Origin of the sequence: Kitasatospora sp. Root107 (assembly GCF_001424875.1) — a bacterium.
Lineage (GTDB): Bacteria > Actinomycetota > Actinomycetes > Streptomycetales > Streptomycetaceae > Kitasatospora.
The window spans coordinates 154,357-180,335 of sequence record NZ_LMCT01000045.1; the positions used below are offsets into that span (position 1 = coordinate 154,357).

The following is a 25,979-nucleotide window of genomic DNA, read 5'->3' on the forward strand; positions in this document are numbered from 1 at the left end:
GGAGCCCGGGCCGGAGCCCGGGTCCCTGTCGTGACGAGGCATCAGCTCCGCCCGAGCAACGCCTCGGGCCCCTCCGGAGGAAGTCCGGAGAGGCCCGAGCCAGCAGGGGGCGGGGAAGCGTCAGGTCCGCGTCAGGTTCAGAGCGTCTCGGCGCCGAGGCGCTCGGCCATCCGTCCGGCGAAGACATTGCCGACCGCGATACCGACCGTGATGGCGGCGGAGAGCATCACCGGCCCCAGCCAGACCATGGTCTCGACGGGGAAGACATAGGCACCGACGATCTTGGCCGCGCACTCGATGAGCAGGACGGTGCCCCAGGCGAGGGAGAAGTTCCGCTCGTTGCGGCGGAAGACGTCGTCCCCTGCGGAGAGCCGCAGCCAGGCCGCCTCCCGGTCGGCCCTGTTCTTGACCAGGAAGGGTCGCAGTCCGGCGCTCATCGCGGGCCGGCCGAGCAGCGCCGAGATCATGATGGCGCCGCCGATCACGCTGGAGACTGCACCGTCCTTGGCGATCATCAGTCGGGCGTCACCCGCCACGGCGGACAGGGCGATTCCCGCCACGTTGACGGTCAGCATCAGCAGCGCGAGCGCGTTCACCGGACGCCGCCGCACCAGGCTCGCCACCGTCCGGACAGCCGGCACCGCACTGCCGAGGCCGAGTGCGGTGACCAGCGAGAGCCCGAGCAGCGAGTGGGCCGTGAAGTACACGGCGAGCGGCAGCGCCACGTCGAGGGCGAGCGGTGCGAGCCCGGCGATCCTCGGGTCCACTCCGGTACCGCGTGCGTCAGTGGCCGCGGAGTCGGTCCGAGTGCCGCCGCCGGTACGGGCGCCGCCGTCGATCCGAGTGCTGGTTGTCAGTGCCATCGCTGTCTCCCCTGTCCGATGATTCCCCCGGCGGCTGTCTGCTGCCTCCATGAGAATCCCGCGACAGGGGTACCGCCCGGCAGTGCCGCCGGTGATGACATCCGGATGACGGATGTCATGGTCTGACTCGCCGTCAACTGTCCGTCTTCACTGCGGCGGCGCCCGCCGGGAGCAGCAATCCCGGGGTGTCAGCCTGCCGAGCCGAGGAAGGCGGGCCAGCCCTCTGCGGGCGCCTTCCCCACACCGAGGGTCCGCAGCTTCCGCAGCGTCGACTGGTCCTGGACCTCCAGCCACTCGACCAACTGACGGAACGACACCAGCCGGACCTCGGGCTTGCCCGCGATCACCTTGAGCGCCTCCTCGACGGCGTCCATGTAGATGCCGCCGTTCCACTGCTCGAAGTGGTTGCCGATGAACAGCGGCGCGCGGTTGGAGTTGTAGGCGCGGTCGAAGCCGGCCAGGTAGGCGTCCTTGGCCTGGGTGCGCCAGGCGTCGTACTTGGCCGGGTCACCCTTCGTGCTGCCCGCGGACTGGTTGGCCAGGATGTTGTAGTCCATCGAGAGCACCTGGAAGCCGTGCCCGGGAAAGGGGATGGACTGCAGCGGGAAGTCCCAGATCTTCCCGTCCTGTACCTTCTGCGGCCAGATCTGCAGGCCGCCCGGCGAGCTGGCGTCGTACTTCCAGCCCAGCTTGACCGCCGTCGGCAGCAGCGTCTTCTGGCCCTCCAGACACGGGGTCCGAGCGCCGATCAGCTCCTTCTTGTAGTCGAAGGGGAGCGGGTCGACGTCGGTGAAGCCGGTGTTGGTCTTCCACTGGGTGACGAAGGAGACGGCCTGGTCGATCTCGCTCTGCCAGTCCTCGGGGCTCCACTTGTTGACGCCGTTGCCGTCGGAGCGGGTGGAGCAGAAGTGTCCGTTGAAGTGCGTGCCGATCTCGTGCCCGGCCAACCAGGCCTGGCTGATCAGCTTGATGGTGCTCTTCACCGCGTTGTCGGAGAGGAACGGGATGTCGGACGCGCCGACCGAGTGCTGCGGCGGGTGGTAGAGGTTCGACTTGCTCTTCGGCAGCGTGTAGATGCCGGAGAGGAAGAAGGTCATGGTGGCCTTGTACTGCTCGGCCAGCTTGAGGAACCTCGGGAACTGGTTGTCGTCGGTGCCGCCGGCACCGTCCCAGGAGAAGACCACGAACTGCGGCGGACGCTCACCGGGCTTGAGCTTCTCGGGCTTCGGTTGGTTGGGCTGAGCCCCGGTGTCCGATGCGGAGCCGTCCCCGATCGGCTTGCCCTTCACCGGCGCGGTGCTCGAACCGCCGCTCGCCGCCGCGCTTCCCGGCTTGGACGTGTCGGCTCCCGAACCACCGGTCCCGGAGCCGCTGTCACCACAGGCGGCCACCGCTCCGAGTGCGGCGGTGGCCGCGGTGGCGCTGAGCACGGTCCTGCGCGAGATGCTGCCCATGGTCTCCCCAGCCGTAGTGCATCCGACAGTCCATGCGGAGAAATCGGATATTGATGGATATTTCATCGCCAGCATGCCATGTGGGATGAGAGCACTTCAAAGCCCCTCCACTGCGGGACAACACGCAGTAAAGGGGCGTCCGGCTCCACGATAGGAGCACTGTTGCAGTCTTGGGACAGTTCTCCGGAAGACCACTCGAGGGGAGACGGTCGGTGGAAGCCCGGCCGGCTGGAAGCCCGCCCGGAGCGTCGAACTGGGGGAGCGTCAGGTGAGCGCGAGCTCGCGGCGCCGACGGCGTACCAGCCGGGCCACCGTGGTGCTGATCGCGGTCGCCGCGACGCAGGAGACCGCCAGGCTCAGCCAGTCGGTGTTGAACCAGTGGCTGTTCAGCCAGCCCAGACTCACGATGTACGAGGCCCAGATCAGCGCGGCCAGCGCCGACATCCGGAGGAAGCGGCGTGAGGAGGAGGCGGAGTGGCCGACGGCCAGGTTGAGGACGGTCCGCCCGGCCGGGACGAAGCGGGCCACGATCACCACGGCGGCGGCCGTCCGACTGGTCTGCCCGCTGAAGTACTGCTGCAGCCGTTCGACACTGGCCGCCAGTTCGGGGCGGTCGTCGAGCCGACGTTGCACCCGGGGCGAACCACGGCGGGCGAGATTCAGCAGAACGAAGTCACCCAGGAAGGAAGCCACCGCGACACCGGCCGCGAGCAGCAGCGGCGCACCGTCCACCTCGGCGGTGTTCAGGACGGCCAGGATCACCAGGGTGCCGCTCGGCAGGAAGGGCAGGAAGGCGTCACCGAGTACGGCAAAGAGCGCGAGTACGCAGATCCATACCGGCCCTACCAGCGCTGCGGCGTCCAAGGCGATGCTCCCTCAACAAGTCTCCGGGAGGTGTCCCAGTGACTACGGGGGTAAACGCTAGCGGGTTGACGTTTCATGCCCTGAAGCACCCCCGTGTGTCGGGTGTCACGATATGACCCCGGGCGAGTCGGCAGCCGCTCGGGGAGGGTGGCCGGATTGGCGTGAGCCCCTGAGGCGGGGTGCCGCTCCAGGGGCTCACAGGGGTCCAGCGGAACTGGTCCAGCCCGCCGACCTTGCAGGTGGGAGTGGGCGTGCTGATGCACTGCCCTACTGATCGGAAAGCCTGCCCGAAAGGATTGCGGCGGCGCGAGTCCTACGGCTGGCGACTTCTCGCGCTGGCGTCAATTCGCCACCCCCTAATTCACCTCCTGGTGAAGGGTGCTGTCGGATCGTCAGCTCACCAACGGGTGGTAGGCCGGGGGATCGGTGACACCCGGTGCCGCCCGGCCGACGGCGGTCGAGCCCGCCCACCGGGAACAGGAGACCACCCGGCTCGGTTGGTTGAGTCCCGACGGCAGGAACGGACACCCCGCACCTGTCAGAAGGGAGAACCCCGGCATGACCTCCGAGGACGAGCCGCAGGCGAGCACACCGCCGGCCCCGCCCGCCGACCCCATCCGTGGCGTGGCCCGGGGCACCGCCCCGGCCCCGCTCTCCATCCTCGACCTCGCGACGATCGGCGTCGGCTACTCGTCCAGCGAGGCGCTGGGGGCCACCACCGAGCTGGCCCGCAACGCCGAGCGCTGGGGCTACCACCGCTTCTGGGTCGCCGAGCACCACGGGATGCCCGGAGTCGCCAGCTCCACCCCGGCCGTGCTGCTGGCCCACCTCGGCGCGCACACCCGCACCCTTCGGCTCGGTTCCGGCGGAGTGATGCTGCCCAACCACGCGCCGCTGGCCATCGCGGAGCAGTTCGGCCTGCTGGAGTCGCTGCACCCGGGCCGGATCGACCTCGGCCTCGGCCGGGCGCCCGGCACCGACCCGGCCACCGCCCGCGCGCTGCGCCGGGGTGTGGCGGACAGTCCGGACGACTTCCCGCAGCAGCTCTCGGAGCTGCTGCACTTCATGGACGGTGACTTCCCGGACGGGCACCCGTACGCCAGGCTCAGCGCCGTACCCCAGGGGGACGGGCGGCCGCCGGTCTGGCTGCTCGGCTCGTCCGGCTTCAGCGCCCAGCTGGCGGGGCGGCTCGGCCTGCCGTTCGCCTTCGCGCACCACTTCAGCGCGGCCAACACCGTCCCCGCGCTCGACCTCTACCGCTCGTCCTTCCGCCCCTCGGCCGTCCTGGACGAGCCGTACGCGCTGATCGGGGTGAGCGCGGTGGCGGCCGACGACGAGCGGCAGGCCAGGCGGCTGGCCCGGTCGGCGGGGTTGGCCATGCTCCGGCTGCGCCGCGGCACACCGGGGCTGATCCCGACCCCGGACGAGGCGGAGCAGTACCCGTACAGCCCGGCCGAGGCCGACTTCCTGGATGCTTGGCTCGCCAACGTCGTACTCGGTGCCCCGGGCGAGGTGGCCGACGGGTTGGAGGCACTGCGCAAGCGGACGGGTGCCCAGGAGCTGATGGTGACCTCGCACATCCACGGTCACGAGGCGCGGCAGCGCTCGTACGGGCTGATCGCGGAGGCATACGGGTTGAGTGAGAGCTGACGGTCGGTAGCCACGACGGCCCGTCAGGCCGAGCGGACGCGACCCTCGCGCAGTATGGCCGCGATCCGCTCGGCCTCGCCCGGCCGGGCGAAGTACCAGCCCTGGGCGGTGTCGCAGCCGGTGAGCCGCAGGCGTTCGGCCTGGGAGGCGTTCTCGATGCCCTCGGCCGTCACGGTCAGGCCGAGCGCGTGTGCCAGCTGGACCATCGCGCCGACGATCTGCTCGTCCGCGTCGGTGCGCCGGAAGCGACTGTCCGGGCGCCCGCCCGGAGCCGGGTCGCGGAAGCCTTCGATGAAGCTGCCGTCCAACTTGAGCACGTGCACCGGCAGCCGGGACAGGTAGGCGAGGTTGGAGTACCCGGTGCCGAAGTCGTCGATGGCGATCCGGATGCCCATGTCCGCCAGCGCCTGGAGAGCCTGGACCGGGCGGCCGCCGGGGCCGAGCACCGCGCTCTCGGTGATCTCCAGCTGGAGCAGCCGGGCGGGCAGGCCGGTGAGCTTCAGCGCCTGGGCGACGTCGGCCACCACGTCGGAGTCCCAGATCTGACGGGCCGCCAGGTTGACGCTGACGAAGGTCTCGGCGTCGGGGAACTCCAGCAGCCAGCGCTTGGCCTGCCGGCAGGACTCCTCCAACACCCACTTGCCCAGCGGCACGATGGCGCCGGACTCCTCGGCGAGCGGGATGAAACGGTCGGGGGAGAGCGTCCCGTATCGGGGATGCCGCCAGCGGACCAGCGCCTCGGCGCCGTGCACGGTGCCGTCGGCCAGTCCCACCAGCGGCTGGTACTCGACGGTGAACTCGCCGCGCTCCAGTGCCGGTCGCAGCGCGGTGGCCAGCCGCTGCCTGGTCAGCTGGTGGGCGCCGCGGTCCGGGTCGTAGAGCGTCCAGCGGGCCCGGCCGTCCGCCTTGGACCAGTAGAGCGTGGCGTCGGCGTCCTTCAGCAGGTCGGTGGGGGTGGTCTCGACGATCCGACGCTCGACCACTCCGACGCTCGCGGTCACCACCAGCTGCTGGCCGGCCACGTCGAACGGCTCCTCCAGCATCTTGATCAGCTCGGCGGCGAGCGAGGTCAGCTGCTCGCTCCCGTCGCTGTCGCAGACCAGCACGGCGAACTCGTCGCCGCCCAGCCGGGCCACCAGCCGGCCGTCGCCCCGGGCGAAGCCGTGTTCCAGCCGGGCGGCCACCGCCACCAGGAGCTCGTCGCCGACATGGTGTCCGAGGGTCTCGTTGATCGCTGCGAAGCCGTCCAGGTCGACGTAACAGAGACCGACCCGCTTGCCCTGACCGGCGAGCTCGGTCAGCTGGGGGAGCCTGTCCGGACCGTCCGGCCTCGCCGAGCTGTCCAGTTCGCCGGGACCGACGGGATCGACCGGATCGGGCACGGGGGCATCGGCGGCATCAGCGGCGTCGGGGGCCTCGGTGGCTTCGGCGAGCTGGCCGGGCCCGAAGAGCGCGTTGAGCCGCTCGAAGAAGAGGGTGCGGTTCGGCAGTCTGGTCAGGGGGTCGTGCATCGCCTGGTAGGCGAGCTGGTCGCCGAGCAGTCGCTGCTCGGTCACGTCCTCGACCATGGCGAGGGTGTACATCGGGTGCCCGGCGCCGTCCCGGATCAGCGAGATGGTCACGTTGCTCCAGACCGCGTGACCTTCGCGGTGCTTGAGCTTCTTCTCCACCCGCAGTCGGTCACGCTCGCCGCGGAGCAGCTCCAGATAGAGCCGCCGGGGGGTGTCCTCGGGGTCGATGATCTCGTGGATGTGCGTCCGCACCAGGTTCGGCGCCTCACGGCCGATCATGGCGGCGAAGGCCGGGTTGGCCTCGATGATCCGGTCGTCGGAGCCGATCAGGGCCATGCCGATCCCGGCGTCGGCGAAGGCCGCACGGAAACGGGATTCGCTGGCCTGGAGTGCGTCGACAAGTGAGTCCGGGCCGCTGTCGCCCAGGCCCAGTGGTCCGGAGCAGACCGGGCAGAAACGGTCGGTCCCCTCGTTCCGACCCGGCACGGCATGCTCCCGTCCGCTGCTGATGCTGCTCCCGCCGACCGCACCGCAGTGGCCGGCTCACCGCTCTGTGAGGCCCTCGACGTTCGGTCGACGTTCGGTGCGGAGAACGCGGGTGGATGGCGTTCGGCAAGGAAGCAGGGCGCTGCCGTGATCATAGGACGCGCGCAGTTGCAACGGCGACCGCCGCCAGGGTGATTCGTCAGGTTTCGCGGCAACCGTGCCGGTACGTGACGGCGCCCCCGGTACGCATCGTGAGATGCATACCGGGGGCGCACGCGCCCCCTTCCGCCCCTCTTGTCGGACAGCATTACTTGTCGGACGGAGAGTCAGGGAGCGGTGTGACGGCGAGCAGCGTCAGGCGAGCTTCGCGGTCAGCGTGATGGTGGTGCCGGTCATCGCCTTGCTCACCGGGCAGTTGACCTTGGCGTCCTCGGCTGCCTTCACGAAGGCAGCCTCGTCGATGCCGGGGACCTGGCCGACGACGGTCAGGTGGATGCCGGTGATCCCGGCGCCCGGCTGGAAGGTGACATCGGCCTGGGTGTCCAGAGCGGTGGGCGGGGTGCCCGCGCCTGCCAGCGCGTGCGAGAGGCCCATCGAGAAGCAGGCCGAGTGCGCGGCCGCGATGAGCTCCTCGGGGCTGGTCCTCCCGTTCGCCGCCTCATCCGTGCGGGCAGGCCATGAGACCGGGAACTGGCCGAGGCCGGAGGAGGAGAAGGTGACCTCGCCCTTGCCTTCGAGCAGATTGCCTTGCCAGGCGGTGCGCGCGGTACGGGTGGCTGCCATGATCAGGTACCTCCTGTGCTTGGGGGACTGCTGGTCCGTCAGTTCCGGTCATGCCGCGTTCAGCCTACGTGTCGAACACCACACGAAGGCCCGAAAGCCGGTTGCCGGTCCGCCGTCGTGTCCACATGGCGGACGAAGGTGACACACTCCGGGCTGGCCAGGTGGCTGCACTGTTAGATTGCGAGAGCCCAGTCAGCTAGCTCCGGAGCCACCCCGATGACGGATCAGCCCACGAACTCCGCCGCCACCACCGCCGGTTCCTCGGCCAGTTCCAAGGCCAGTTCCACGGCCGCCACCGGCGCCGCCGCCGACGGGAACGGTGGGATCGCCGAGTCGGTCCGGGCCGAGCTGGTCAGCCTGCGCGAGAGCATCGACAACATCGACGCCGCCGTGGTCCACATGCTGGCCGAGCGGTTCAAGGCGACCCAGCGGGTCGGCCGGCTCAAGGCCGAGCACAAGCTGCCGCCCGCCGATCCGGCCAGGGAGCGGGCGCAGATCGCCCGGCTGCGGGAACTCGCCGCCGGCGCGCACCTGGATCCGGTGTTCGCGGAGAAGTTCCTGAACTTCATCATCGCCGAGGTGATCAGGCACCACGAGGCGATCGCCCAGTCCTGAGGCGACCCGGGCCCGTTGCTGCGGCCCGACAAAACCCGCGAGCCACCCTAATCTGTCAGTGGTGGCTAAATGTCTGATTTCGCGACAGTTCCTGTGCGGCGTTAGCGTGCTGTTCTCCCCGGACCCCCGGAAAGGCAAGGACAGCGCGATGGCCAGGAAGTCCCAGCCCCAAAAGCCCCAGTCCAAGAAGCAGGACGGCACCAGGCGAGCGGCGTCGGCCGCGCCGGCCACGGGTGTCGGGGCGGTCGTGGTGTTCCGGCGACGTTCCGCCGAGTCCGCACCGGGCTTCGGCCCGCAGGCGGCCTGATCCGTGACCCTTCCTCAGTCCGGCCCAGTGGTGGAGACGTCGCCCCCTGCCGCCGAGCACAGCGCACAGCACCACCTCACCGGGACCGGCGGCAAGGCCAAAGCCAAGACCCGAGCCAAGGCCAAGGTCGACGGACGTCGCCGCAGGCTGCCCTGGTGGGTCGAGTTCCCCGCGATGATCGTGCTCGGCCTGGTGATCGCGCTGGCCATCAAGACCTGCCTGTTCCAGGTGTTCAGCATCCCGTCCGGTTCGATGGAGAACACCCTGCGGATCGGTGACCGGGTGGCCGTCAACAAGATGGCACCCCTGCTGGGCTGGGAGCCCAAGCCCGGCGAACCGGTGGTGTTCAAGGACCCGGGCGGCTGGCTGCCTCGGCAGCCGACCGCCGGCAACGCGTTCTCGGACGCGGTCGGCAGCACGCTCAGCTTTGTCGGCCTGCTGCCGCCGAAGGACGACAACTACCTGGTCAAGCGGGTGATCGCGACCGGTGGTGAGACCGTCCGGTGCACCGACAAGACCCTCACGGTGAACGGTGCACCGGTGTCCGAGCCGTACCTGCACCCGGGCAACGACTCCTGCTCGGGTCTGGACTTCGGCCCGGTCACCGTTCCGAAGGGGTACGTCTGGGTGGAGGGCGACCACCGCAGCGACTCGGCCGACTCCCGCTACCACCAAGGCGGCCCGGGGGCCGGAGCCGTCCCGGTGTCCGACGTGGTCGGCCCGGCGTCGGCGGTCGTCTGGCCGCTGGGTCACCTGGACTGGTTCGGCTGGGCCGGAAAGTGACCCTCGTCCGGTAGCCGCCGCCTGATCAGCCCCCGAAGCCCAAGCCCAAGCCCCGGTCCCCGGTCCCGAGTCGGCGTCAGCCCCGGCGGCCCGCCACGCTGCGCTCGGCGGGCGGCTGTGCCGTCTCCGGGGTGAGCTCGGCGGGCCGGCTGGTCTGGGCGGTGAAGGCGCCGATCAGCACCAGCACGCCGCCGACCAGCTGCCAGCCGCCGAGCCGTTCGCCGAGCAGGAACCAGGCGGCCACGGTGGCGACCACGGCCTCCAGGTTGGCCACCACGGCGGCCACCGCCGGTGAGAGGAACTGCACCGAGACCACGCCGGTCAGGTACGCGAGCACGGTGGCGATCAGCACCATCCAGCCGGCGGCCAGGGCGGCGGGCAGCACCCGCCCGTTCATCACCACGTCACCGCCGAGCACGCTCCAGTCCGCCGTCCACGGCTGGGTGAACGCGGTCAGTGCGACGGCACCGATCAGCAGGCCGTACGCGCTGATCGCCATCGGGTCGACCGGGCTGTCGCCCTGCCGGCCGGCGTCGGCGAGCAGGAAGTAGCCGACCTGGCAGCAGGCGGCGCCGAGCCCGAACAGGACGCCGAGCGCGTCGAACGCCAGCCCGTGCCAGACCTCGACCACGCAGGCCAGGCCCGCCACCGCGACCCCGGCGCCGATGGTGGCGGCCCGGGAGACCGGCTTGCGCTGGACGAACTTGAGGTAGCCGAGTAGCAGCAGCGGCCCGAGGTACTCGATCAGTAGCGCCACCCCGACCGGGATCCGGGAGATCGAGGCGAAGTAGCAGGCCTGCACCCCGGCCACCGCGAGCAGCCCGAAGCCGATCATCAGCCGGGGCCGGCGCCGCACCGCGTCCCGGTGCCTGTACGCGAGCGGGAGCAACACCACCGCCGCACCGGTGACCCGGAGCCAGACCACGTGCAGCGGGGAGAGCCCCGCTTCGATCAGCGGTTTGGCCGCCGTGCCGGAGCCCCCGAAGGCGAGCGCCGAGATCAGGGCGAGCGAGAGGCCGAGCGACCGGGGGGAGAGCCAGGAGACCTGAGGGAGTGGCGATGAGGAGCTGTGCACCGACGCATTGTGCCAGTCCGACCCGCTGTCGGGTAAGGGGTGTCCATGCCTGACGGTCCTGCCAGCTGTGGAGCGACGGTCAGCCCGTCTGCACCGCCTTGGGCGAGGCCGCCCCGTCGTTCGTCGGCTCCCGGGTCGGGTCCGGCGGAGTCGGGGAGGGCGACCGGGTCGGGGTGGGTGTGGGCGTCGGCGTGGGCTTCGGTTTCGGCGTGGGGGTGGGGGTGGGCGTCGGTGTCGGGCTGGACCGGTCGGGGTCGACCGGGGTCGACGGCTGCTCGGCCGGGCTCGAGGACGCGGTGCTCGGGGTGCTGGACGGCGTCGAGGACGGGGTCGAGGAGGGCTCGGTGGACCAGCTCCGGCCGCCCGTCGGCTCGGGGAACTCGGTGACGGGCTGTCCGTCCAGCGCCGCCGTCATGTAGGCGGTCCAGATCCGGGCCGGGAAGTTGCCGCCCGCCGCACCGGCCGCGCCACCGGTCCCGTCCAGCGAGACCTGCTTGCCGCTGACCGGGTCCTGGCCGAACAGGGCGACGGTGGTGACCAGTTCAGGGGTGTAGCCGGCGAACCAGACCGACTTGAGGTCGTCGGTGGTGCCGGTCTTGCCGGCCGCCGGTCGGTCGAGTTCCTTTGCTCGGTACCCGGTGCCGCCCGGATCACTCACCACTCCCTGGAGCATCGAGGTGACGGTCCTGGCGGTCTCCTCGCTGATCACCTGGTTGGTCTTGGGCGCAGGCAGCGCGACGTTCTCGCCCTCGTGCTCCAGCGACTTCACCAGCCAGGGGGTGGTCTGCTTGCCGCCGTTGTCCAGGGTGGCGTACACGCCGGCCATGTCCAGCACGCTCGGCGTGGAGGAGCCGAGCGCGATCGAGGCGACCGCCTCCAGACCAGGGGTGTCGGCGGGCAGGCCGAGCGCGACGGCGGTCTCCCGGACCTTCTCCAGCCCGGTGTCCTGGGCGAGTTGGGCGAAGGCCGAGTTCACCGACCAGTCGGTGGCCTGCTGCAGGGAGATCTGTCCGTAGCTCTTGTTGCCCTCGTTCGGCGGTGCGTACGGCGTGCCGCGACCGCCCACCACCGGCCGCTTGCTCCGGCCGTCGTACACGGTCTGCGGGGTGACGGTCTGTCCGGACTGGGTCTCCGCGCCGGAGTCCAGCGCGGCGGCCAGCGCGATCGCCTTGAAGGTCGAACCGGCCTGGTAGTCCTGCCGGGTGGCGTTGTCGATCCAGTGCTTGGTGGCGTCCTGGCCGCCGTACAGCGCGACCACCGCCCCGGTCTTCGGGTCCAGCGAGACCGCGCCGGCCTGCGCGGCGGCGTCCACCGGCCGGCTGTCCGGCTTGAGCCGGTCGGTGAGCTGGCTGCGGACGGCGGCGTCCAGGTCCTGCTGCCGCTTCGGGTCCACGGTCAGCTTGATGGTGTAGCCGCCCTGGGCGAGCTGGGCGTCGGTGAGCACGTTGTGCGCGGTGAGGTACTCGGTCGCGGCGGTCACCAGGTAGCCGGCCTGGCCGGCCAGACCGGGGGCGCTCTTCGGCTCCTTCACCTCGGGGAAGGTGATCGCGGCGCGGTCGGTGGCGGAGAGCCAGCTCTCCTGCACCATCGCGTCGAGCACGTAGTTCCACCGGTTGGTGGCGTTCTGCTTGCCGGTGGGGGTGGCGGTCGAGACGTCGTACGCGCTGGGCGCGTTGAGCAGGGCGGCCAGGTAGGCGCCCTGCGCGGGGTTCAGCTGGGCGGCGTCGATGCCGTAGTACGCCTGGGCGGCGGCCTGGATGCCGTACGCGCCGCGTCCGTAGTAGGAGGTGTTGAGGTAGCCGGCCAGCACCTCGTCCTTGGTCTCGGTGGCGTCCACCTTGAGCGCGATGAACAGCTCCTTCACCTTGCGGGTGACGGTCTGCTTCTGGTTCAGGTAGGTGTTCTTGACGTACTGCTGGGTGATCGTCGAGCCGCCCTGGGTGCTTCCGCCGGTGGCGGTGGTGAACGCCGCCCGGGTCAGGCCCTTCAGGTTGACCGCGCCCTCGTGGTAGAAGTTCCGGTCCTCGGCGGCGAGCGCGGCGTGCTGGGCGTCCTGGGAGATCTTGTCCAGGCCGACGTTCTGCCGGTTGGTCTGCCCGGTCCGTGCCAGCAGGGTGCCGTCCTGGTAGAGCCAGGTGTTGCTCTGCGCGGTGGCCTGCGCGTGCGCGTCCGGCACCTTCACCAACGTCAGCCCGAGCGCGAACAGGCCGACCCCGAGCACCGTGCAGACCAGCGTGCCGACCAGGGTGAACCGCCAGGTCGGTATCAGCCGACGCCAACCGGTCCGGCGGGGACGGGAGCCACCGGGCTTCCGGGGGCGCGGACGGGGACCGTTCGGGGCAGTGCGGGGCAACGGGAGGCCTTTCCTGCGAGACCTGTGACGGTTGCTCACGCGGTCGGATTCAGACGATCCGTCCCAGCCTGCCCCGAACGGTATGGGAGATGTTAGGGACCTTTGTCCCGTTTTTTCTTACGCCGGGCTTACTGGCCGGGGAGCTCGCCCTCCACGCTCAGCTCGGCGACGGTGTCGTAGAAGCAGACGTACCCGGCGATCGCCGCCACCGAGTCCAGTGGCTCCGGGTAGTACCAGGCCACGTCGGTCCGGTCGCCGTACGACCAGTAGGAGGCCTCGCCCTTGAACGGGCAGGTGGTGTGCGTCACGCTCGGCTGGAACAGCGTCAGATCGACGTCCTGCGGCGGCAGGTAGTAACGGACCGGCAGGCCGGTCTCGAACAGCGCCAGCGGGCGGCTCGACTTGGCGACCTGGGTGCCGTCGATCCGTACCGTCACGGTCTGCTCGGGGTGGACCAGGTCGATCCGGTGGCCCTGGGCGGGGTTCGGCATGGGTGTGCTCCTCTGCTGGCGTGGCCTCTGTCGTCCATTGGACAGGCCGACCGCCCGCTCCGGAGCGGAAACGCCGGAAGGCCCCTCACCGAAGTGAAGGGCCTTCCGACCGTCTGTGCGCCGCCAGGGACTCGAACCCCGGACCCGCTGATTAAGAGTCAGCTGCTCTAACCAACTGAGCTAGCGGCGCCTGTCTGACCCCGGATCAGCGCCGCAGCACCTTGCGGGCCAGCAGGTTCCCGGTCAGCTGGGCGATCTGCACCAGCGCGATCAGCACGGCCACCGTCACCACCATCACCGAGGTGTCGAAGCGCAGGTAGCCGTACGTCATGGCCAGGTTGCCCACCCCGCCGCCGCCCACCGTCCCGGCCACCGCCGAGAAGTCGATCAGCGCTACCAGGATGAAGGTCAGTCCCAGGATCAGCGGGCCGAGCGCCTCGGGCACCAACACGGTCAGGATGATCCGGACCGGTCCCGCCCCCATCGCCCGGGCCGCCTCGATCACCCCGGGCTCGACCGCGACCAAGTTGTTCTCGACGATCCGGGCCACCCCGAAGGTGGCGACCACCACCATCGGGAAGATCGCCGCCTCGGTCCCGATCATGGAGCCGGTGACCGCGCGGGTGAGCGGGGCCATCGCCACGATCGCGATGATGAACGGCACCGGCCGGACCAGGTTGATCAGCAGGTTGAGCAGTGAGAAGACCGCCCGGTTCTGCAGCAGGTTGCCTTTCCGGGTCGCGTACAGCAGCAGGCCGAACACGAGTCCGAGGGCCGAGGAGAGCAGCAGGGTGACCAACACCATGTAGACGGTCTGCCCGGTCGCGTCGGCGAGTTTGGGCCAGAAGACGTTCCAGTCGACCTTCATGCGGCCGGCACCTCCGAGCGGCTCGCCCAGGCGGCCAGAAAGGCCGTCAGATCGGCTTCCTCGCCGTGTAGTTCGATGGTCAGGCTGCCCAGCGGGAGCGCGCCGACCTCGCTGATCCCGCCGTGCACCAGGGAGAAGTCCAGCCGGTGTTCCCGGAGCAGCCGGGAGAGGCCGCGGCCGAGGTCGCCGTCGTGGGTGAACGGCACGGTGAGCAGTCGGCCGCTGTTCCGCCCGCGCAGCCGCTCCAGGGTGGCGCCGGCCGGGCGGTCGGGCAGTACGGAGCGGACGAACGCGGCGGTGGTGGGGTGCCGGGGCCGGGCGAAGACCCGGTAGGCGTCGCCGGTCTCCACCAGCCGCCCGCTGTCGAGCACCGCGACCCGGTCGCAGATCCGCCGCAGCACGTCCATCTCGTGGGTGATCAGCACGATGGTGACGCCCAGTTCGGTGTTGATCCGCCGGAACAGGTCGAGTACCTCGAGGGTGGTCTCCGGGTCGAGCGCGGAGGTGGCCTCGTCGCTCAGCAGCACCTTGGGTGAGTTGGCCAACGCCCGGGCGATGCCGACCCGTTGGCGCTGTCCGCCGGAGAGCTGCTCGGGGTGGCGCTTGGCGTACTCGCCGAGGCCGACGAACTCGAGCGCCTCCAGGGCCCGTTGCCGGACCACCGGGCGGGGCAGTCCGGCCAGCCCGAGCGGGTAGGCCACATTGCCGAGCACGGTACGCGACCTGAACAGGTTGAACTGCTGGAACACCATGCCGATCTCCCGCCGGTGCGCGCGCAGTTGTCGCTCGCTCAGGCCGGTCAGCTCGGTCCCGTTCAGCCGGACCGAACCGCCCGTCGGCCGTTCCAGCTGGTTGATCAGCCTGAGCAGGGTGCTCTTGCCCGCGCCACTGTGGCCGATCACGCCGAAGATCCCGCCGTCCGGCACGGTCAGGCTGACCCGGTCCAGGGCGCGGAAGTCCCCGTACTCCTTGCTGACCTCGACCAGCTCGATCACCTGCTCCTCACCTGCTTGGCCAGCCGGTCCAACTCGGCCTGCAGGGCGGGCCGGTCGAGGTCGCTGGGGACGCTGGCGCCCTTGGACTCCTCGGCCGCGGCGGCCTGCACCTCGGGGGAGTGGTAGAGCTCGGCGATCTTCAGGTAGATGGGGTTGTCCCGGTCGGTGGCGCGGGCCGCGATCACGTTGACGTACGGGCGGGTGCCCGGGTTCTTCGGGTCGTCCCGGAAGATCGCCTGCTTGACCTCGTACCCGGCCTGGCCCGCCACCCCGGAGTTGATCACGGCGGCGGCGGTGTCCTGCAGGCTGCGCGGGGTCTGCTGGGCGTCCACCGGCACGATGCTCAGGTGCTTCGGGTTGGCCGAGATCGACTCCGGGGTGCCGTACAGGCCGGTGTCGGCCCTGAGCTCGATCAGCTTGGCCTGCTCCAGCACCCGCAGTGCCCGGCCCTGGTTGGACGGGTCGTTCGGGACGGCGATCTTCGCGCCGTCCGGGATCTGGTCGACGGCCTTGTGCTTGAGCGAGTACAGCCCGAGCGGGGAGACCGAGGTGGCACCGATCGGCACGATGTTGGTGCTGTTGTTGGCGTTGAACTGACTGAGGAAGGCCAGGTGCTGGAAGGCGTTCAGCTCGATGTCGCCGGCCGCCAGCGCCTTGTTCGGCAGGGCGTAGTCGTCGAAGGTGACCAGCTCGATCTCGATGCCCTCGGCCTTGGCCTTCTGCTTGAGCACGTCCCAGTCGGAGCTGGCCCCCGAGATGCCGATCCTGACCTTGCCCGAGCCCGCGCTGTCGCTGGAGCAGGCGGTCAGCAGGGTGGTGGAGAGGGCGATGGCAGCGGCGGTGGCCGCGAGCCGGACAGAGAAGGAGGGGTGTTCCATGCCTTTGATCCAAGCATGGGAAAATCTGATGACCTTCAAATCCAAGGCATATTTCACATCAGTTCAAGAGATTGAAACATCCCGTACGACCACGAAGGGTCGTACGGGATGAGTCCACGTCAGCTGGTGAGCGAGGTCCAGAGCGTCAGCGCCCGGTCGGCGACCGACTCCTGGTCCGGGTGCCCGGCGCCGCTCTTGATCGAGATGATCCGGTACCTGTCCTGGTGGAACACCCAGAACAGGCTGAACCCGTTGACCAGTTGCATGTCCGGCAGGGCCAGGAACTCGTCCACCCGGCTGATCCCGGCCAGCGACTGCCAGAGCGAGATCGAGCGGTCACCACGCTCGATCAGGTCGGTGTGCGCACTGCCGTCGGCGATCGAGATCAGCCGGTAGACCTGCTGGCCCATGAAGGTGTGGAAGACCCAGTACCAGCTCTTGCCGTTCTCCCGCTGCTGGTCGGGCACCGGGAGGAAGGCGTCCACCTGCTGGATACCGTCGAACGAGGCCCAGGCCGTGATCGGCCGGTCGCCCCGGTCGACCGTGCCCGCCTGGTCCGGCGGCAGGCCGGACTCGGCCCGGTCGGCGATCGAGATCAGCCGGTAGACCTGGCGGCCCTCGGTGGTGTGGAACAGCCAGAACCGGCTGCGCCCGTTCTTCCGCTGCTCGTCCGGCACCGGGAGCACCGCGTCCACCCGGTCGACCCCGGTGTAGATCTGCGGCCAGGTGGAGAGCGGCCGGTCGGGCCGCTCCACCTTGTCGTGGTGCTCGGCGCCGTCGGCGATCGAGATGGTCCGGGCGACCGGGCCCGAACTGCCCGTCCCGTAGGCCCAGAACCAGCTCTTGCCGCCCTGCCGGTAGAGGTCGGGAACAGCCAGGAAGGCGTCGGTCGGCCGGACGGTGATGGGCAGCTTGTCGGTCAGCCGCCCCTCGCCGAGCAGCCGCAGCGTGGTCAGCGAGGGCGCGAAGCCGTACACCGAGCCCTCGGTGGTGACGAACTGGTTGAACGTCAGCTTGGTGGAGGCGCCGGGCGACTCCCAGCTGACCGTCCCGGTCGGGCCGACGTCCGGGTCGGGGCCCGGCTTGTTGGGCCGGTTCGGCGGGAAGTCCACGTTGTTGATCCAGGCCTTCTGGATGAACTCGAACTGCTCGACCAGGTCGGACTGGTAACTGACGAACAGCAGCCCGCGCGGGTCGTCGGGGCCGCCGGGCCCCTCGGAGGCCGGGTCGAAGGGCGCGCCGTACGGGGAGCCCCGGCGCATGATCCGCCGACGGTCCATCACCGGGTTCTCCGGGAACGGCTCGGCGCCCGGGCGCTCCTGCAGACCGTCCCGGGGGTTGGTCTTGCGCAGGTGGGAGAAGAGCGGGGTGGTGAAGCCCTCCGGGTCGTTCCGGAAGCCGAAGTCGTTGTCCCCGCCGGACATCGAGTTGAACGGCCGGTCGGCGTTCGGGCACTTGGCCACCGGCGTGCCCGAACGCCAGCGGCCGACCACCCGGGCGGCCAGCCACTCGGGGGTGGCCTCGTCCGGCACCACCTTGGCCTTCTTCAGCACCTTGAGCTGGGCGGAGATCTGGGCCCACCAGCCGGGGACGTCCTGGGCCAGCCGGCGGACCACGTGGAAGCTGCCGTTCTCGGCCCAGTCCGGCATCGGGTCGTACGGGATGCCGCCGATCCGGGGGTGCCCGACCACGAACTCACCCGCCGGGATCAGCCGGGTGCCCGGCTTGCCCTTCTCGTACTCGGGCCTCTCCGGGTCGGGTTCGTCGAAGCCCTGGACGGCGGGCTCGCTCACGCCGTCCTTGAAGCCGAAGTGCTCCTTGCCCCGGCGGGTGCCGGTCAGGGTCGCGCCGTTCTGCTGGAAGACGATCACGATCTTGGCCTGGGCGGTCGCCTCCCGCTGCGCGGTGACGGCGGCCTGCAAGTCCTGCAGGGTGTCCGAGGCGATGGTCAGCACCGCGTGCACGGTCTGGCCCTTGCCGTCGCCGAACAGCCAGTTGGCCGGGGAGCTGTCGCCGACGTCGCCCAGCGTGCGCTTGTCCGAACCCTGCTTGAAGGCCTCGAGGGTGCCGCCCGCGGGGACCGAGGGCAGCGGCTCCTTTCCGGTGAGCTGCTTGAGGCCCTCGTAGGTGAAACTGACGTTCATCCAGGTCGCCTTGAGCTTCTGCGGGTCGTCGCCGCCCGAAGCCTGTCGGGCGCTGCGGAATGCCGCGTTGAAGGCGGCGACCTGTTTGGTGGTGGAGATCTGCGGCTCCAGCTGCCGCACCCACGTCCGGGCCCTGGCCGCGTCCTCGAACTTGAGGAACAGCAGGGTCATCTGGTCCTTCTTGAAACCGGCGATCACGTCGCCCTGGATGTCTTCGCTCTCACGCAGCTTCAGCTCAGTCGGCATGGTGCCTCCCGGTGGGTCGTTGGTTACACGGAGCAACGGTGACGCTACGGTATGCATGCGAACGGCAACAGGGCTCCGGTCCGGAATGACTCGACCGGCCGAATGGTCGGACCGGCTCACCCAGGTGCCCGCTCCGGAGTGACAGTCAGTCGTGAACGAAGCAACACTGAGTGACGGTGCGTCCGCTCCCGCCGGCGCCCCGGCTCATCTGTCCCAGCTGCGCTAGGAGTCCCATGTCCCGCAGGAATCCGCCCGTCCCCCGGCGGCTGCTCGCGGCTGCGGTGGCGGTCTGTGCCGCCACCGCGCTGACCGTCTCGGTGGCCGGTCCGGTCGCCGCCCATGGCAGCGACCCGACCGCCGGCACCCGCGCCGACACCCCGGCCGGGGCCCCGGCTGCCGCCCCGGCCGACGGTCAGGCCGACGGCAAGGCCAAGGCCAAGGCCGATCCGGACGAGGCGGCGGTGCTCGGCGAGGAGCACGCCCAGGAACACGCCCTGACCAGGCAGATGCTGGCCGCGGTCGGCGAGTACCCGCAGTCCACCCGGACCGAACGGCTGAAGGCGCTGGGGGAGTCCCAGGCCGCCGCCAACCTGGGCTTCGACCCCAGTGAGTCCGGGCGGTTCCGGGAGTACTTCCCGTCCCCCGACTTCGCCGCGCACATCGCCCAACTGCCCACCGGCAAGGTGCTGCTGTTCTCCTTCGAGCGGATCGAGAAGAACCCGCAGAAGGAGCCCGCGCCGACCGACACGATCGGCAAGGAGAACGCCGGCCGGGCGTACCTCTGGGACCCGGCCAAGGGCACCGGCACCGACGCCTTCACCAAGGTCACCCCGCCGGTGGTGAACATGCCGGACGGGCTCAACCAGCCGCGACCCGCGCCGTTCTTCTGCGCCGGGCACTCCTTCCTGCCCAACGGCATGCTCGGCGTCTTCGGCGGCAACCTGGGCGGCAACGGCGGCTCCGGTGCCAAGCTCTCGCTGGTCTTCGACCCCTGGCAGGAGGTCTGGTACCAGAACAAGGACATGGCGGTCGGTCGCTGGTACCCGAGCGTGGTGACCGGCATGGACGGCCGACAGCTCATCATGTCCGGCCAGTCCGAGCTGGGTTGGGGCACCCCGACCGCGATCGTGGAGCGCTTCCCGGCCCTCGACAAGGCGGTGCCGGTGGCGAAGACCGACAAGCCGGAGGGCTGGTCGATCGGGAAGTTCAAGGCGGACGCCCCGTTCAAGCGGGACTACCCCCACCTGTTCTCGCTGCGCGACGGCAAGATCTACGGGCTCGGCCGCAGCCCCGACCAGCAGTGGACCTTCGACATCAACTCCGAGACCAGGACCGCCCTGCCGGCCCGACCGGACAACCCGCCGGCGCCGGGCGCGATGGCCCCGCCGCAGGGCTTCGGCCGCAACTACGGCTCTGCCGTCCCGCTGCCGGCCGGCTTCCGCGGCCCGGACTCGGTGCTGGTGCTCGGCGGTGACCGCGACGACCCGAACACCTACCAGCTGGTCGGCGGCCAGTGGAGCAAGCAGCAGCCGCGGGCCTTCGGCCGTACCCAGGACGACACCCTGCTGCTCCCGGACGCCACCCTGCTCACCGTCAACGGCGCCTTCGACATCCGGGACTACGGCAACGGCACGTACAACCCGAACGCCGACCTGAAGTACCGGCAGACCGAACTCCGGGACGAGAACGGCAACTGGAAGCTCGGCCCGGCCCAGCGGCTGCCGCGCGGCTACCACTCCAACGCGGTGGTGCTGCCGGACGGCCGGGTGATGGTGACCGGTGACGAGCTCCAGCAGCTGGCCAACGACCCGGACATCAACGACGACATGAACGGCAGCATCGAGATCTACGAACCGGCCTACCTGCACCAGGGCAGCCGGCCCAACCTCGGCATGGTGTTCAACCCCTCGGTCGCCTACAACGAGAAGATCACCGTCAGCAGCAGCACCCCCAACGACGTGACCCGCGCGGTGCTGCTCGCCCCGACCACCGCGACCCACTCGGTCAACACCAGCCAGCGCCACCTGGAGTTGAGGATCAAGAGCCGCGGGGGCAGCTTCCTGGAGCTGCAGGCACCGCCCTCGGCGGCCGCCGCGCCGCCCGGCTACTACATGATCTTCCTGCTGAACGAGGAGGGTGCACCGAGCACCGCGGGCTGGGTCCAGCTGAAGCCCGCCTCGGGCGGTCAGACCCCCTGACCCAACACCCGAATGCGCGGCCCGCCGTCCCCGACGGCGGGCCGTCGTCGTGTGGTCCGGTGTGATCTGCATGTGATCTGCGCCCAAAAGGCCACGTGAAAGGCCCAAATATGGTAGCCGATCAGTATGTTGAGGACCCGTCAGGGTGATCCGAAAAACCGGCTATGCTACTCCCGCCCAGCCGCGCCCACCCCATGTCCATCAAGGTGGGCGAGGACCGGAAAGGCCCTTCCCAGGCCGGTACGCGGCTCGTATGTCCGTACACCTTCCGACAGTTGAGGACGCTGATGCTTGGTGCTGGAGAGACGCCCGGAGATCTGCGCCCCGCGCGCACGCTGGGATGGCTCCTGCCCACGGTGTTGACCGCGGCCGCGGCCGTCGTCGCCACCTTCCTGATCGCCAAGGAGGCCCGGCCGGCCGTTGGTTGGTGCGGTGCGGTGGCCACCCTGGCGGTTGCCCTGGTGGCGGCCGAGGCGGCCCGCCGAGGCCGCGCGCTGACCGCCCTGCGCGAACGCTCGGCCCGCCAGGAGGCGGAGCTCAGAGGCCAGTTGGCCGCCCAGGAGGCAGAGACCGTCCAGCTCGCCGAGGTGCTGCCGCTGGCAGTGGCCCGGCTGCAGGCCGGCGAGTTCCTGGACGACGTGCTGCGCGAGCTGTCCCCCAGCAGCGCCGACTCGCCCGGCTTCCAGCAGGCCAGGCAGGCCGTGCTGCGGACGGTGCTCGAAGCGGTCGACGCCGAGGAGGGGCTGCGCGAGTCGGCCCAGCGGGCGTTCGTGAACATCGCCCGCCGGGTGCAGGCGATCGTGCACCGGCAGGCCCAGGACCTGCGCGAGATGGAGGACCGGCACGGCACCGACCCGGCCGTCTTCGACGACCTGCTCCGGCTGGACCACGGCAACGCCCTGGTCGGCCGGCTGGCCGACTCGATCGCGGTGCTCGGTGGAGCGCGGCCAGGACGTCAGTGGAGCAAGGGAGTTCCGCTCTACAGCGTGCTGCGCGGCGCGGTCTCCCGAATCCTGGACTACCAGCGGGTCGAACTGCACCCGGTCTCCGAGGTCGCGGTGGTCGGCCCCGCGGTCGAGCCGCTGATCCACGCGCTGGCCGAGCTGCTGGACAACGCCACCCGCTACTCCCCGCCGCACACCAACGTGCACCTGACCGCCGTCGAGGTGCAGACCGGCATCGCGATCGAGATCGAGGACGGCGGCCTGAGCCTGAGCGAGGAGGGCCGGGCCCGGGCCGAGCGGATGCTCCGCGAGGCGCAGGAGGGCATCGACCTCAACGACCTCGGCGAGACCCCCCGCCTCGGCCTCGCCGTGGTCGGCCGGCTGGCCCAGGCGTACGGCTTCCAGGTCTCGCTCCGCCCGTCCGCCTACGGTGGCGTGCGCGCGGTGCTGATCGTCCCGCAGGACCTGCTCACCGCCACCCCGGCGACCACCGATCGGGCGCACGGCATCGGCGTGGCCTCCGGCCCGCGCCGGGCGGCGCCGGCGTCGGCCCGTCCGGCCCTGGTGGCCCGGCACGCGGTGACCGCCCCGGCGGCCCGGCAGCCGTCGGGACCGCAGCCCTGGGAGCCGTCGGGACCGCAGCCCTGGGAGAACGAGCAGAACCCGGCAGTGACCGAGCGGGCCGCCAACGGCCTGCCGCAGCGTCGTCGGCACGCCGCCGCGACGAGCCGACCGGTGCCGATCCCGCAGGCCGCCCCGGCGCCGGCACCGGAGCAGCCCGGGATGTGGCTGGCGGCGTTCGCCAACGGTGTGAACGGCCGGCCGGACCACCACAGTGACGAGTCCTCAGGTAAGGGTGAGCAGTGATTCAGCAGCGGGCCAACATGGACTGGATGCTCAAGGAACTGGCCGAGGGCGTACCGCAGACCCGGCACGTGGTGGTGCTGTCCTCGGACGGACTGCGGATGGCGCAGTACGGCACGGACACCGACACCGCGGACCGGCTGTCCGCCGCCTGCGCCGGACTGCAGAGTCTGGCCACCGCGATCGGCTCCGAGTTCCCGCACGGGGACGGGCGGATGCGGCTGGTGGTGATCGAGACCTCCGGCGGTTTCTTCTACCTGATGGCGGCCGGCGCCCGGGCCTACCTCGCGGTACTGGCCGACCAGGGCGTGGACGCCGGATTGATGGGCCAGCGGATGCGCGACCTGGTGGCCCGGATCGGCGAGCATCTGAGCACAGCCCCGCGCCATGGTGAGCAGGTCGCATGACCGACCCCGGCGCGGACTGGGAGGCGGGTAATCCCGAGCGGCTGTACGTGATCACGCGCGGACGCAGCGGGCTGACCGAGCGGGTCGTGCTCGACCTGGTCACCCTGGTCGTCGCCAAGTCCCGCCCGCAGCCCGCGATGCAGCCGGAACAGGCGGCGATTCTGCGGATCTGCGAGTCGCCGCTCTCGGTGGCGGAGGTCTCCGCCCACCTCAACCTGCCGATGAGCGTGGTCACCGTGCTGATCGCCGACCTGCTGACGGAGGACAGGGTCGAGGCCCGGGCCCCCGTCCCCAAGGCCGAACTCCCCGACCGTGCCCTGATCGAAGCGGTGATGAATGGACTTCAGAAGCTCTGAGCCGGGCGGCCCGAGCGGGACCGATCTGCTGCCCGCCACCGCCGCCAGCGCCGTCAAGGTGGTGATCGTCGGTGGTTTCGGGGTGGGCAAGACCACCCTGGTCGGCTCGGTCAGCGAGATCCGTCCGCTGACCACCGAGGAGACCATGACCCGGGCCGGGGTCGAGGTGGACGACGTCACCGGCGTGGAGCGGAAGACCTCCACCACCGTCGCGATGGACTTCGGCCGGATCACCATCTCCGACGAACTCGTGCTCTACCTCTTCGGCACTCCGGGCCAGCAGCGGTTCTGGTTCCTCTGGAACGGTCTGTTCGAAGGTGCGTTGGGTGCGGTGGTGCTGGTCGACACCCGCCGCCTCGAGGTCAGCTTCGACGTGATCGGGCGGCTGGAGGAGCGCGGCGTGCCCTTCGTGGTGGCCGTCAACACCTTCCCGGAGTCGCCGAGTCACCCGATCGACGAACTGCGGGCGGCGCTCGACCTGCCGGACGAGGTGCCGATCGTGGCCTGCGACGCCCGCAGCCGGGAGGCCAGCCGCGACGTGCTGCTCGCCCTGATGCGCTACCTGTACACGCTCAGCTCCTGAACCCTCACCTCCTGACGTCTGCTCACACTCACTCCCGGAGACAACCCGTGACCACCCCCGACGGCCAGCTCACCCCGCCGCCCGGTTGCCCGGCCCACGGCCTCGGCACCGACCAGATACGGCGGCTGTACGGCCCGGAGGCCGAGGCGGACCCGAGCGGCCTGTACGAGAAGCTCCGCGCCGAGCACGGCTCGGTGGCGCCGGTGCTGCTGCACGGCGACCTGCCGGCCTGGCTGGTGGTCGGCCACTCGGCCAACCTGACCGTGATGCGCAACCCGTCCCGGTTCTCCCGGGACTCCCGGCGCTGGACGGCGTTCCAGCAGAACCAGGTGGCGATGGACTCGCCGCTGATGCCGGTGCTGGCCTGGCAGCCGCTCTGCCTGTTCGCGGACGGTGCCGAGCACCGCCGGCTGCGCGGCGCGGTCACCGACGCGCTGAACCGGTTCGACCGCCGGGGCATGCGACGGTACGTCACCCGGTTCGCCGACCAGCTGGTGGACGGCTTCACCGGCCGCGGCACGGTCGACCTGGTCGGCGAGTTCGCCGAGCACCTGCCGATGCTGGTGATGACCCAGCTGCTCGGTGCACCGGACGAGTACGGCCCCCAACTCGTGGTCGCCGCCCGGGACATGATGCTCGGCACCGAGACCGCGATCGCCAGCAACGAGTACGTGGCCACCACGCTCCGTCAGCTGGTCGCCCGCAAGCGGACCGAGCCGGGCAACGACCTGGCCAGCTGGCTGATCCAGCACGAGGCCGAGCTCTCCGACGACGAGCTGATGGAGCACCTGCGGCTGGTGCTGCTGATGGCCAACGAGTCCACCGTGAACCTGATCGCGGACACCCTGCGGATGGTGCTCACCGACAGCCGGTTCCGCGCCAACCTCTCCGGCGGTCACATGACCCTGCCGGACGCGCTGGACCAGGTGCTCTGGGACAGCCCGCCGCTGTCGATGATCCCGGGCCGCTGGGCCACCATCGACACCGAGCTCGGCGGCCAGCAGATCAAGGCCGGCGACATGCTGCTGCTCGGCCTGGCGGCCGGCAACGTCGACCCCGAGGTCCGCCCCGACCTGGACACCCCGCTCTACGGCAACCGCTCGCACCTGGCGTTCAGCGGCGGCCCGCACGAGTGCCCCGGCCAGGACGTCGGCCGCGCGATCGCCGAGACCGGCATCGACATCCTGCTCACCCGCCTGCCCGACCTCCAGCTCGCGGTCGCCGAGGAAGACCTCCGCTGGAGCGGCGCCTGGCTGGCCCGCCACCTGACCGGCCTCCCGGTCCGCTTCACCCCGGGCCGCCCGAAGCCCACCCCGCCGCCCGCCGCCCCGGTCGTCCCGGCCCAGGCACCCGCCCCGGTCACCCTGGCCGCAGAGCCCGTCGTGGCCGCCGCTCCGGCCGCCCCGGCCCCGCGCCGCAGCTGGTGGCGCCGCGTCTTCGGCCGCCGCCAGGGCTGAGAACGAAGGAAGGCCCCCACCGTGAGGTGGGGGCCTTCCTTGTGTCTGTGCGCCGCCAGGGACTCGAACCCCGGACCCGCTGATTAAGAGTCAGCTGCTCTAACCAACTGAGCTAGCGGCGCCTGTCTGACGTCGAAGACTGTACGCGACATCAGCAGGATCTCCGAAATCGTGACCGTCCGGTCACGGTCAGCTCAGGGCCTCGGCGCCCTTGCGGGCGTAGAACCACCAGCAGACCATCAGGCAGACGGCGTAGAAGCCGACGAAGACCCAGAGTGAGCTGGTCACCGGGAAGAGCGCGAACGCCAGCAGCACCGCGTAGAGCACGCCGACCATTGAGAACAGCTCGCCGACCTCGTGGTACGGCATCCGCCGCCCGTTCGGGACCAGCCGGTGGGTCAGGTACAGGCCGAAGGCCATCAGCACCATCGGCGGACTGCTCCGGCCGGGACGAGTACGCCCCGGCCGGTGACCCTCCCCGGGCTCGGTCAGGCGGTCTGGTGGTGCCGTCCTGCCACCTGCGCGTCGTGCCGGCGGCCCAGCCAGCCCATCAGGGCGAACAGGGTGGTGGCCCAGACCAGGCTGAACAGCGACAGGGCGATCGCGTTGTCGGTCTGCACGGCCACCAGGACCAGGCCGATCGACAGTGACAGCAGCAGCGCGATGGTCATCGGCCGGACCTGCTCCAGCAGGTGCCAGGCGCCGCGCGGCCCGCCGACCCGACGGGGCTTGGCGTACCGCTCCGGGCCGAACTCCGCCTCGGCTTCCATTTCGGGTTCCATCACCATCCCACTCACCTCCGGG

Annotated in this window: 24 protein-coding genes and 2 tRNA genes; 10 read left to right on the top strand and 16 right to left on the bottom strand. The window is 70.5% G+C overall.

Features of this window, described 5'->3' with window-relative positions:
• Positions 1–137: 137 nt before the first annotated feature.
• From ASC99_RS29355 to ASC99_RS29365, 3 genes are all read right to left on the bottom strand, one after another.
• A complete protein-coding gene (locus tag ASC99_RS29355; protein ID WP_235502419.1) occupies positions 138–863 on the bottom strand; it encodes a VC0807 family protein in 726 nt (241 codons plus the stop codon).
• Positions 864–1,051: 188 nt separating this feature from the next.
• A complete protein-coding gene (locus ASC99_RS29360; protein WP_057237667.1) occupies positions 1,052–2,317 on the bottom strand; it encodes a hypothetical protein in 1,266 nt (421 codons plus the stop codon).
• A gap of 264 nt (positions 2,318–2,581) precedes the next feature.
• A complete protein-coding gene (locus ASC99_RS29365; RefSeq protein ID WP_057237669.1) occupies positions 2,582–3,181 on the bottom strand; it encodes a DedA family protein in 600 nt (199 codons plus the stop codon).
• A gap of 558 nt (positions 3,182–3,739) precedes the next feature.
• Between ASC99_RS29365 and ASC99_RS29370 the strand changes: the two genes are divergently transcribed.
• On the top strand, positions 3,740–4,831 hold the full coding sequence (locus tag ASC99_RS29370) for an LLM class flavin-dependent oxidoreductase (protein WP_057237671.1): 1,092 nt from the start codon (positions 3,740–3,742) through the stop codon (positions 4,829–4,831).
• A gap of 23 nt (positions 4,832–4,854) precedes the next feature.
• On the opposite strand, the gene ASC99_RS37930 is transcribed toward ASC99_RS29370, so the two are convergent.
• Positions 4,855–6,828 carry a bifunctional diguanylate cyclase/phosphodiesterase gene (locus ASC99_RS37930; RefSeq protein ID WP_057237674.1) on the bottom strand — a complete coding sequence of 658 codons (1,974 nt, stop codon included), beginning with the start codon at positions 6,826–6,828 and terminating at the stop codon, positions 4,855–4,857.
• A 354-nt stretch (positions 6,829–7,182) separates the two neighbouring features.
• On the bottom strand, positions 7,183–7,611 hold the full coding sequence (locus ASC99_RS29380) for an OsmC family protein (RefSeq protein ID WP_057237676.1): 429 nt from the start codon (positions 7,609–7,611) through the stop codon (positions 7,183–7,185).
• Between the two features lie 324 nt (positions 7,612–7,935).
• Between ASC99_RS29380 and ASC99_RS29385 the strand changes: the two genes are divergently transcribed.
• The 3 genes from ASC99_RS29385 (at position 7,936) to lepB (ending at position 9,316) form a co-directional block, all read left to right on the top strand.
• The gene (locus tag ASC99_RS29385; protein ID WP_057237840.1) at positions 7,936–8,226 is read left to right on the top strand and encodes a chorismate mutase; all 291 of its coding nucleotides are present in this window, start codon (positions 7,936–7,938) and stop codon (positions 8,224–8,226) included.
• A 148-nt stretch (positions 8,227–8,374) separates the two neighbouring features.
• A complete protein-coding gene (locus ASC99_RS39080) occupies positions 8,375–8,533 on the top strand; it encodes a hypothetical protein (RefSeq protein ID WP_157531829.1) in 159 nt (52 codons plus the stop codon).
• A 3-nt stretch (positions 8,534–8,536) separates the two neighbouring features.
• Positions 8,537–9,316, top strand: a complete 780-nt coding sequence (lepB, locus tag ASC99_RS29390) for a signal peptidase I (protein WP_157531830.1) — start codon at positions 8,537–8,539, stop codon at positions 9,314–9,316.
• Positions 9,317–9,392: 76 nt separating this feature from the next.
• On the opposite strand, the gene ASC99_RS29395 is transcribed toward lepB, so the two are convergent.
• The 8 genes from ASC99_RS29395 to ASC99_RS29430 form a co-directional block, all read right to left on the bottom strand.
• The gene (locus tag ASC99_RS29395) at positions 9,393–10,391 is read right to left on the bottom strand and encodes a DMT family transporter (RefSeq protein ID WP_057237677.1); all 999 of its coding nucleotides are present in this window, start codon (positions 10,389–10,391) and stop codon (positions 9,393–9,395) included.
• A gap of 79 nt (positions 10,392–10,470) precedes the next feature.
• Positions 10,471–12,744, bottom strand: coding sequence for a transglycosylase domain-containing protein (locus tag ASC99_RS29400; protein ID WP_057237679.1), 2,274 nt, complete (start codon positions 12,742–12,744; stop codon positions 10,471–10,473).
• 128 nt (positions 12,745–12,872) lie between these two features.
• Positions 12,873–13,235: a DUF427 domain-containing protein gene (locus ASC99_RS29405; RefSeq protein WP_057237681.1), complete on the bottom strand. Its 363-nt coding sequence runs from the start codon at positions 13,233–13,235 to the stop codon at positions 12,873–12,875.
• Positions 13,236–13,351: 116 nt separating this feature from the next.
• Positions 13,352–13,425: transfer RNA gene (locus ASC99_RS29410), tRNA-Lys, on the bottom strand.
• Positions 13,426–13,440: 15 nt separating this feature from the next.
• The gene (locus ASC99_RS29415; RefSeq protein WP_057237683.1) at positions 13,441–14,103 is read right to left on the bottom strand and encodes a methionine ABC transporter permease; all 663 of its coding nucleotides are present in this window, start codon (positions 14,101–14,103) and stop codon (positions 13,441–13,443) included.
• Positions 14,100–15,098: a methionine ABC transporter ATP-binding protein gene (locus ASC99_RS29420; protein WP_057237685.1), complete on the bottom strand. Its 999-nt coding sequence runs from the start codon at positions 15,096–15,098 to the stop codon at positions 14,100–14,102. The genes ASC99_RS29415 and ASC99_RS29420 overlap by 4 nt, the downstream gene beginning before the upstream one ends.
• Positions 15,095–15,976 carry a MetQ/NlpA family ABC transporter substrate-binding protein gene (locus ASC99_RS29425; RefSeq protein ID WP_057237687.1) on the bottom strand — a complete coding sequence of 294 codons (882 nt, stop codon included), beginning with the start codon at positions 15,974–15,976 and terminating at the stop codon, positions 15,095–15,097. The genes ASC99_RS29420 and ASC99_RS29425 overlap by 4 nt, the downstream gene beginning before the upstream one ends.
• A 119-nt stretch (positions 15,977–16,095) precedes the next feature.
• Positions 16,096–18,366 (bottom strand): Dyp-type peroxidase, encoded by a 2,271-nt coding sequence (locus tag ASC99_RS29430; protein WP_057237689.1) that lies wholly within the window; start codon positions 18,364–18,366, stop codon positions 16,096–16,098.
• A gap of 233 nt (positions 18,367–18,599) precedes the next feature.
• Here ASC99_RS29430 and ASC99_RS29435 point away from each other — a divergent pair, with 233 nt between their 5' ends.
• The 6 genes from ASC99_RS29435 (at position 18,600) to ASC99_RS29460 (ending at position 25,175) form a co-directional block, all read left to right on the top strand.
• Positions 18,600–20,564 carry a galactose oxidase early set domain-containing protein gene (locus tag ASC99_RS29435; RefSeq protein WP_057237691.1) on the top strand — a complete coding sequence of 655 codons (1,965 nt, stop codon included), beginning with the start codon at positions 18,600–18,602 and terminating at the stop codon, positions 20,562–20,564.
• A gap of 287 nt (positions 20,565–20,851) precedes the next feature.
• Complete coding sequence (locus ASC99_RS29440) at positions 20,852–22,375, top strand: sensor histidine kinase KdpD (protein ID WP_057237693.1); 1,524 nt, start codon at positions 20,852–20,854, stop codon at positions 22,373–22,375.
• Complete coding sequence (locus ASC99_RS29445) at positions 22,372–22,779, top strand: roadblock/LC7 domain-containing protein (RefSeq protein ID WP_057237695.1); 408 nt, start codon at positions 22,372–22,374, stop codon at positions 22,777–22,779. The genes ASC99_RS29440 and ASC99_RS29445 overlap by 4 nt, the downstream gene beginning before the upstream one ends.
• The gene (locus ASC99_RS29450) at positions 22,776–23,135 is read left to right on the top strand and encodes a DUF742 domain-containing protein (protein ID WP_057237697.1); all 360 of its coding nucleotides are present in this window, start codon (positions 22,776–22,778) and stop codon (positions 23,133–23,135) included. The genes ASC99_RS29445 and ASC99_RS29450 overlap by 4 nt, the downstream gene beginning before the upstream one ends.
• Positions 23,116–23,718 carry an ATP/GTP-binding protein gene (locus ASC99_RS29455; protein ID WP_057237699.1) on the top strand — a complete coding sequence of 201 codons (603 nt, stop codon included), beginning with the start codon at positions 23,116–23,118 and terminating at the stop codon, positions 23,716–23,718. Before ASC99_RS29450 ends, ASC99_RS29455 begins: the two co-directional genes overlap by 20 nt.
• Before the next feature lie 47 nt (positions 23,719–23,765).
• Complete coding sequence (locus ASC99_RS29460) at positions 23,766–25,175, top strand: cytochrome P450 (protein ID WP_057237701.1); 1,410 nt, start codon at positions 23,766–23,768, stop codon at positions 25,173–25,175.
• Positions 25,176–25,223: 48 nt separating this feature from the next.
• On the opposite strand, the gene ASC99_RS29465 is transcribed toward ASC99_RS29460, so the two are convergent.
• The 3 genes from ASC99_RS29465 to ASC99_RS29475 form a co-directional block, all read right to left on the bottom strand.
• Positions 25,224–25,297 (bottom strand) — tRNA-Lys (locus tag ASC99_RS29465).
• 67 nt (positions 25,298–25,364) lie between these two features.
• Positions 25,365–25,604, bottom strand: coding sequence for a hypothetical protein (locus tag ASC99_RS29470; protein ID WP_057237704.1), 240 nt, complete (start codon positions 25,602–25,604; stop codon positions 25,365–25,367).
• A gap of 59 nt (positions 25,605–25,663) precedes the next feature.
• Positions 25,664–25,963, bottom strand: a complete 300-nt coding sequence (locus ASC99_RS29475) for a hypothetical protein (RefSeq protein ID WP_057237706.1) — start codon at positions 25,961–25,963, stop codon at positions 25,664–25,666.
• Positions 25,964–25,979: the final 16 nt, after the last annotated feature.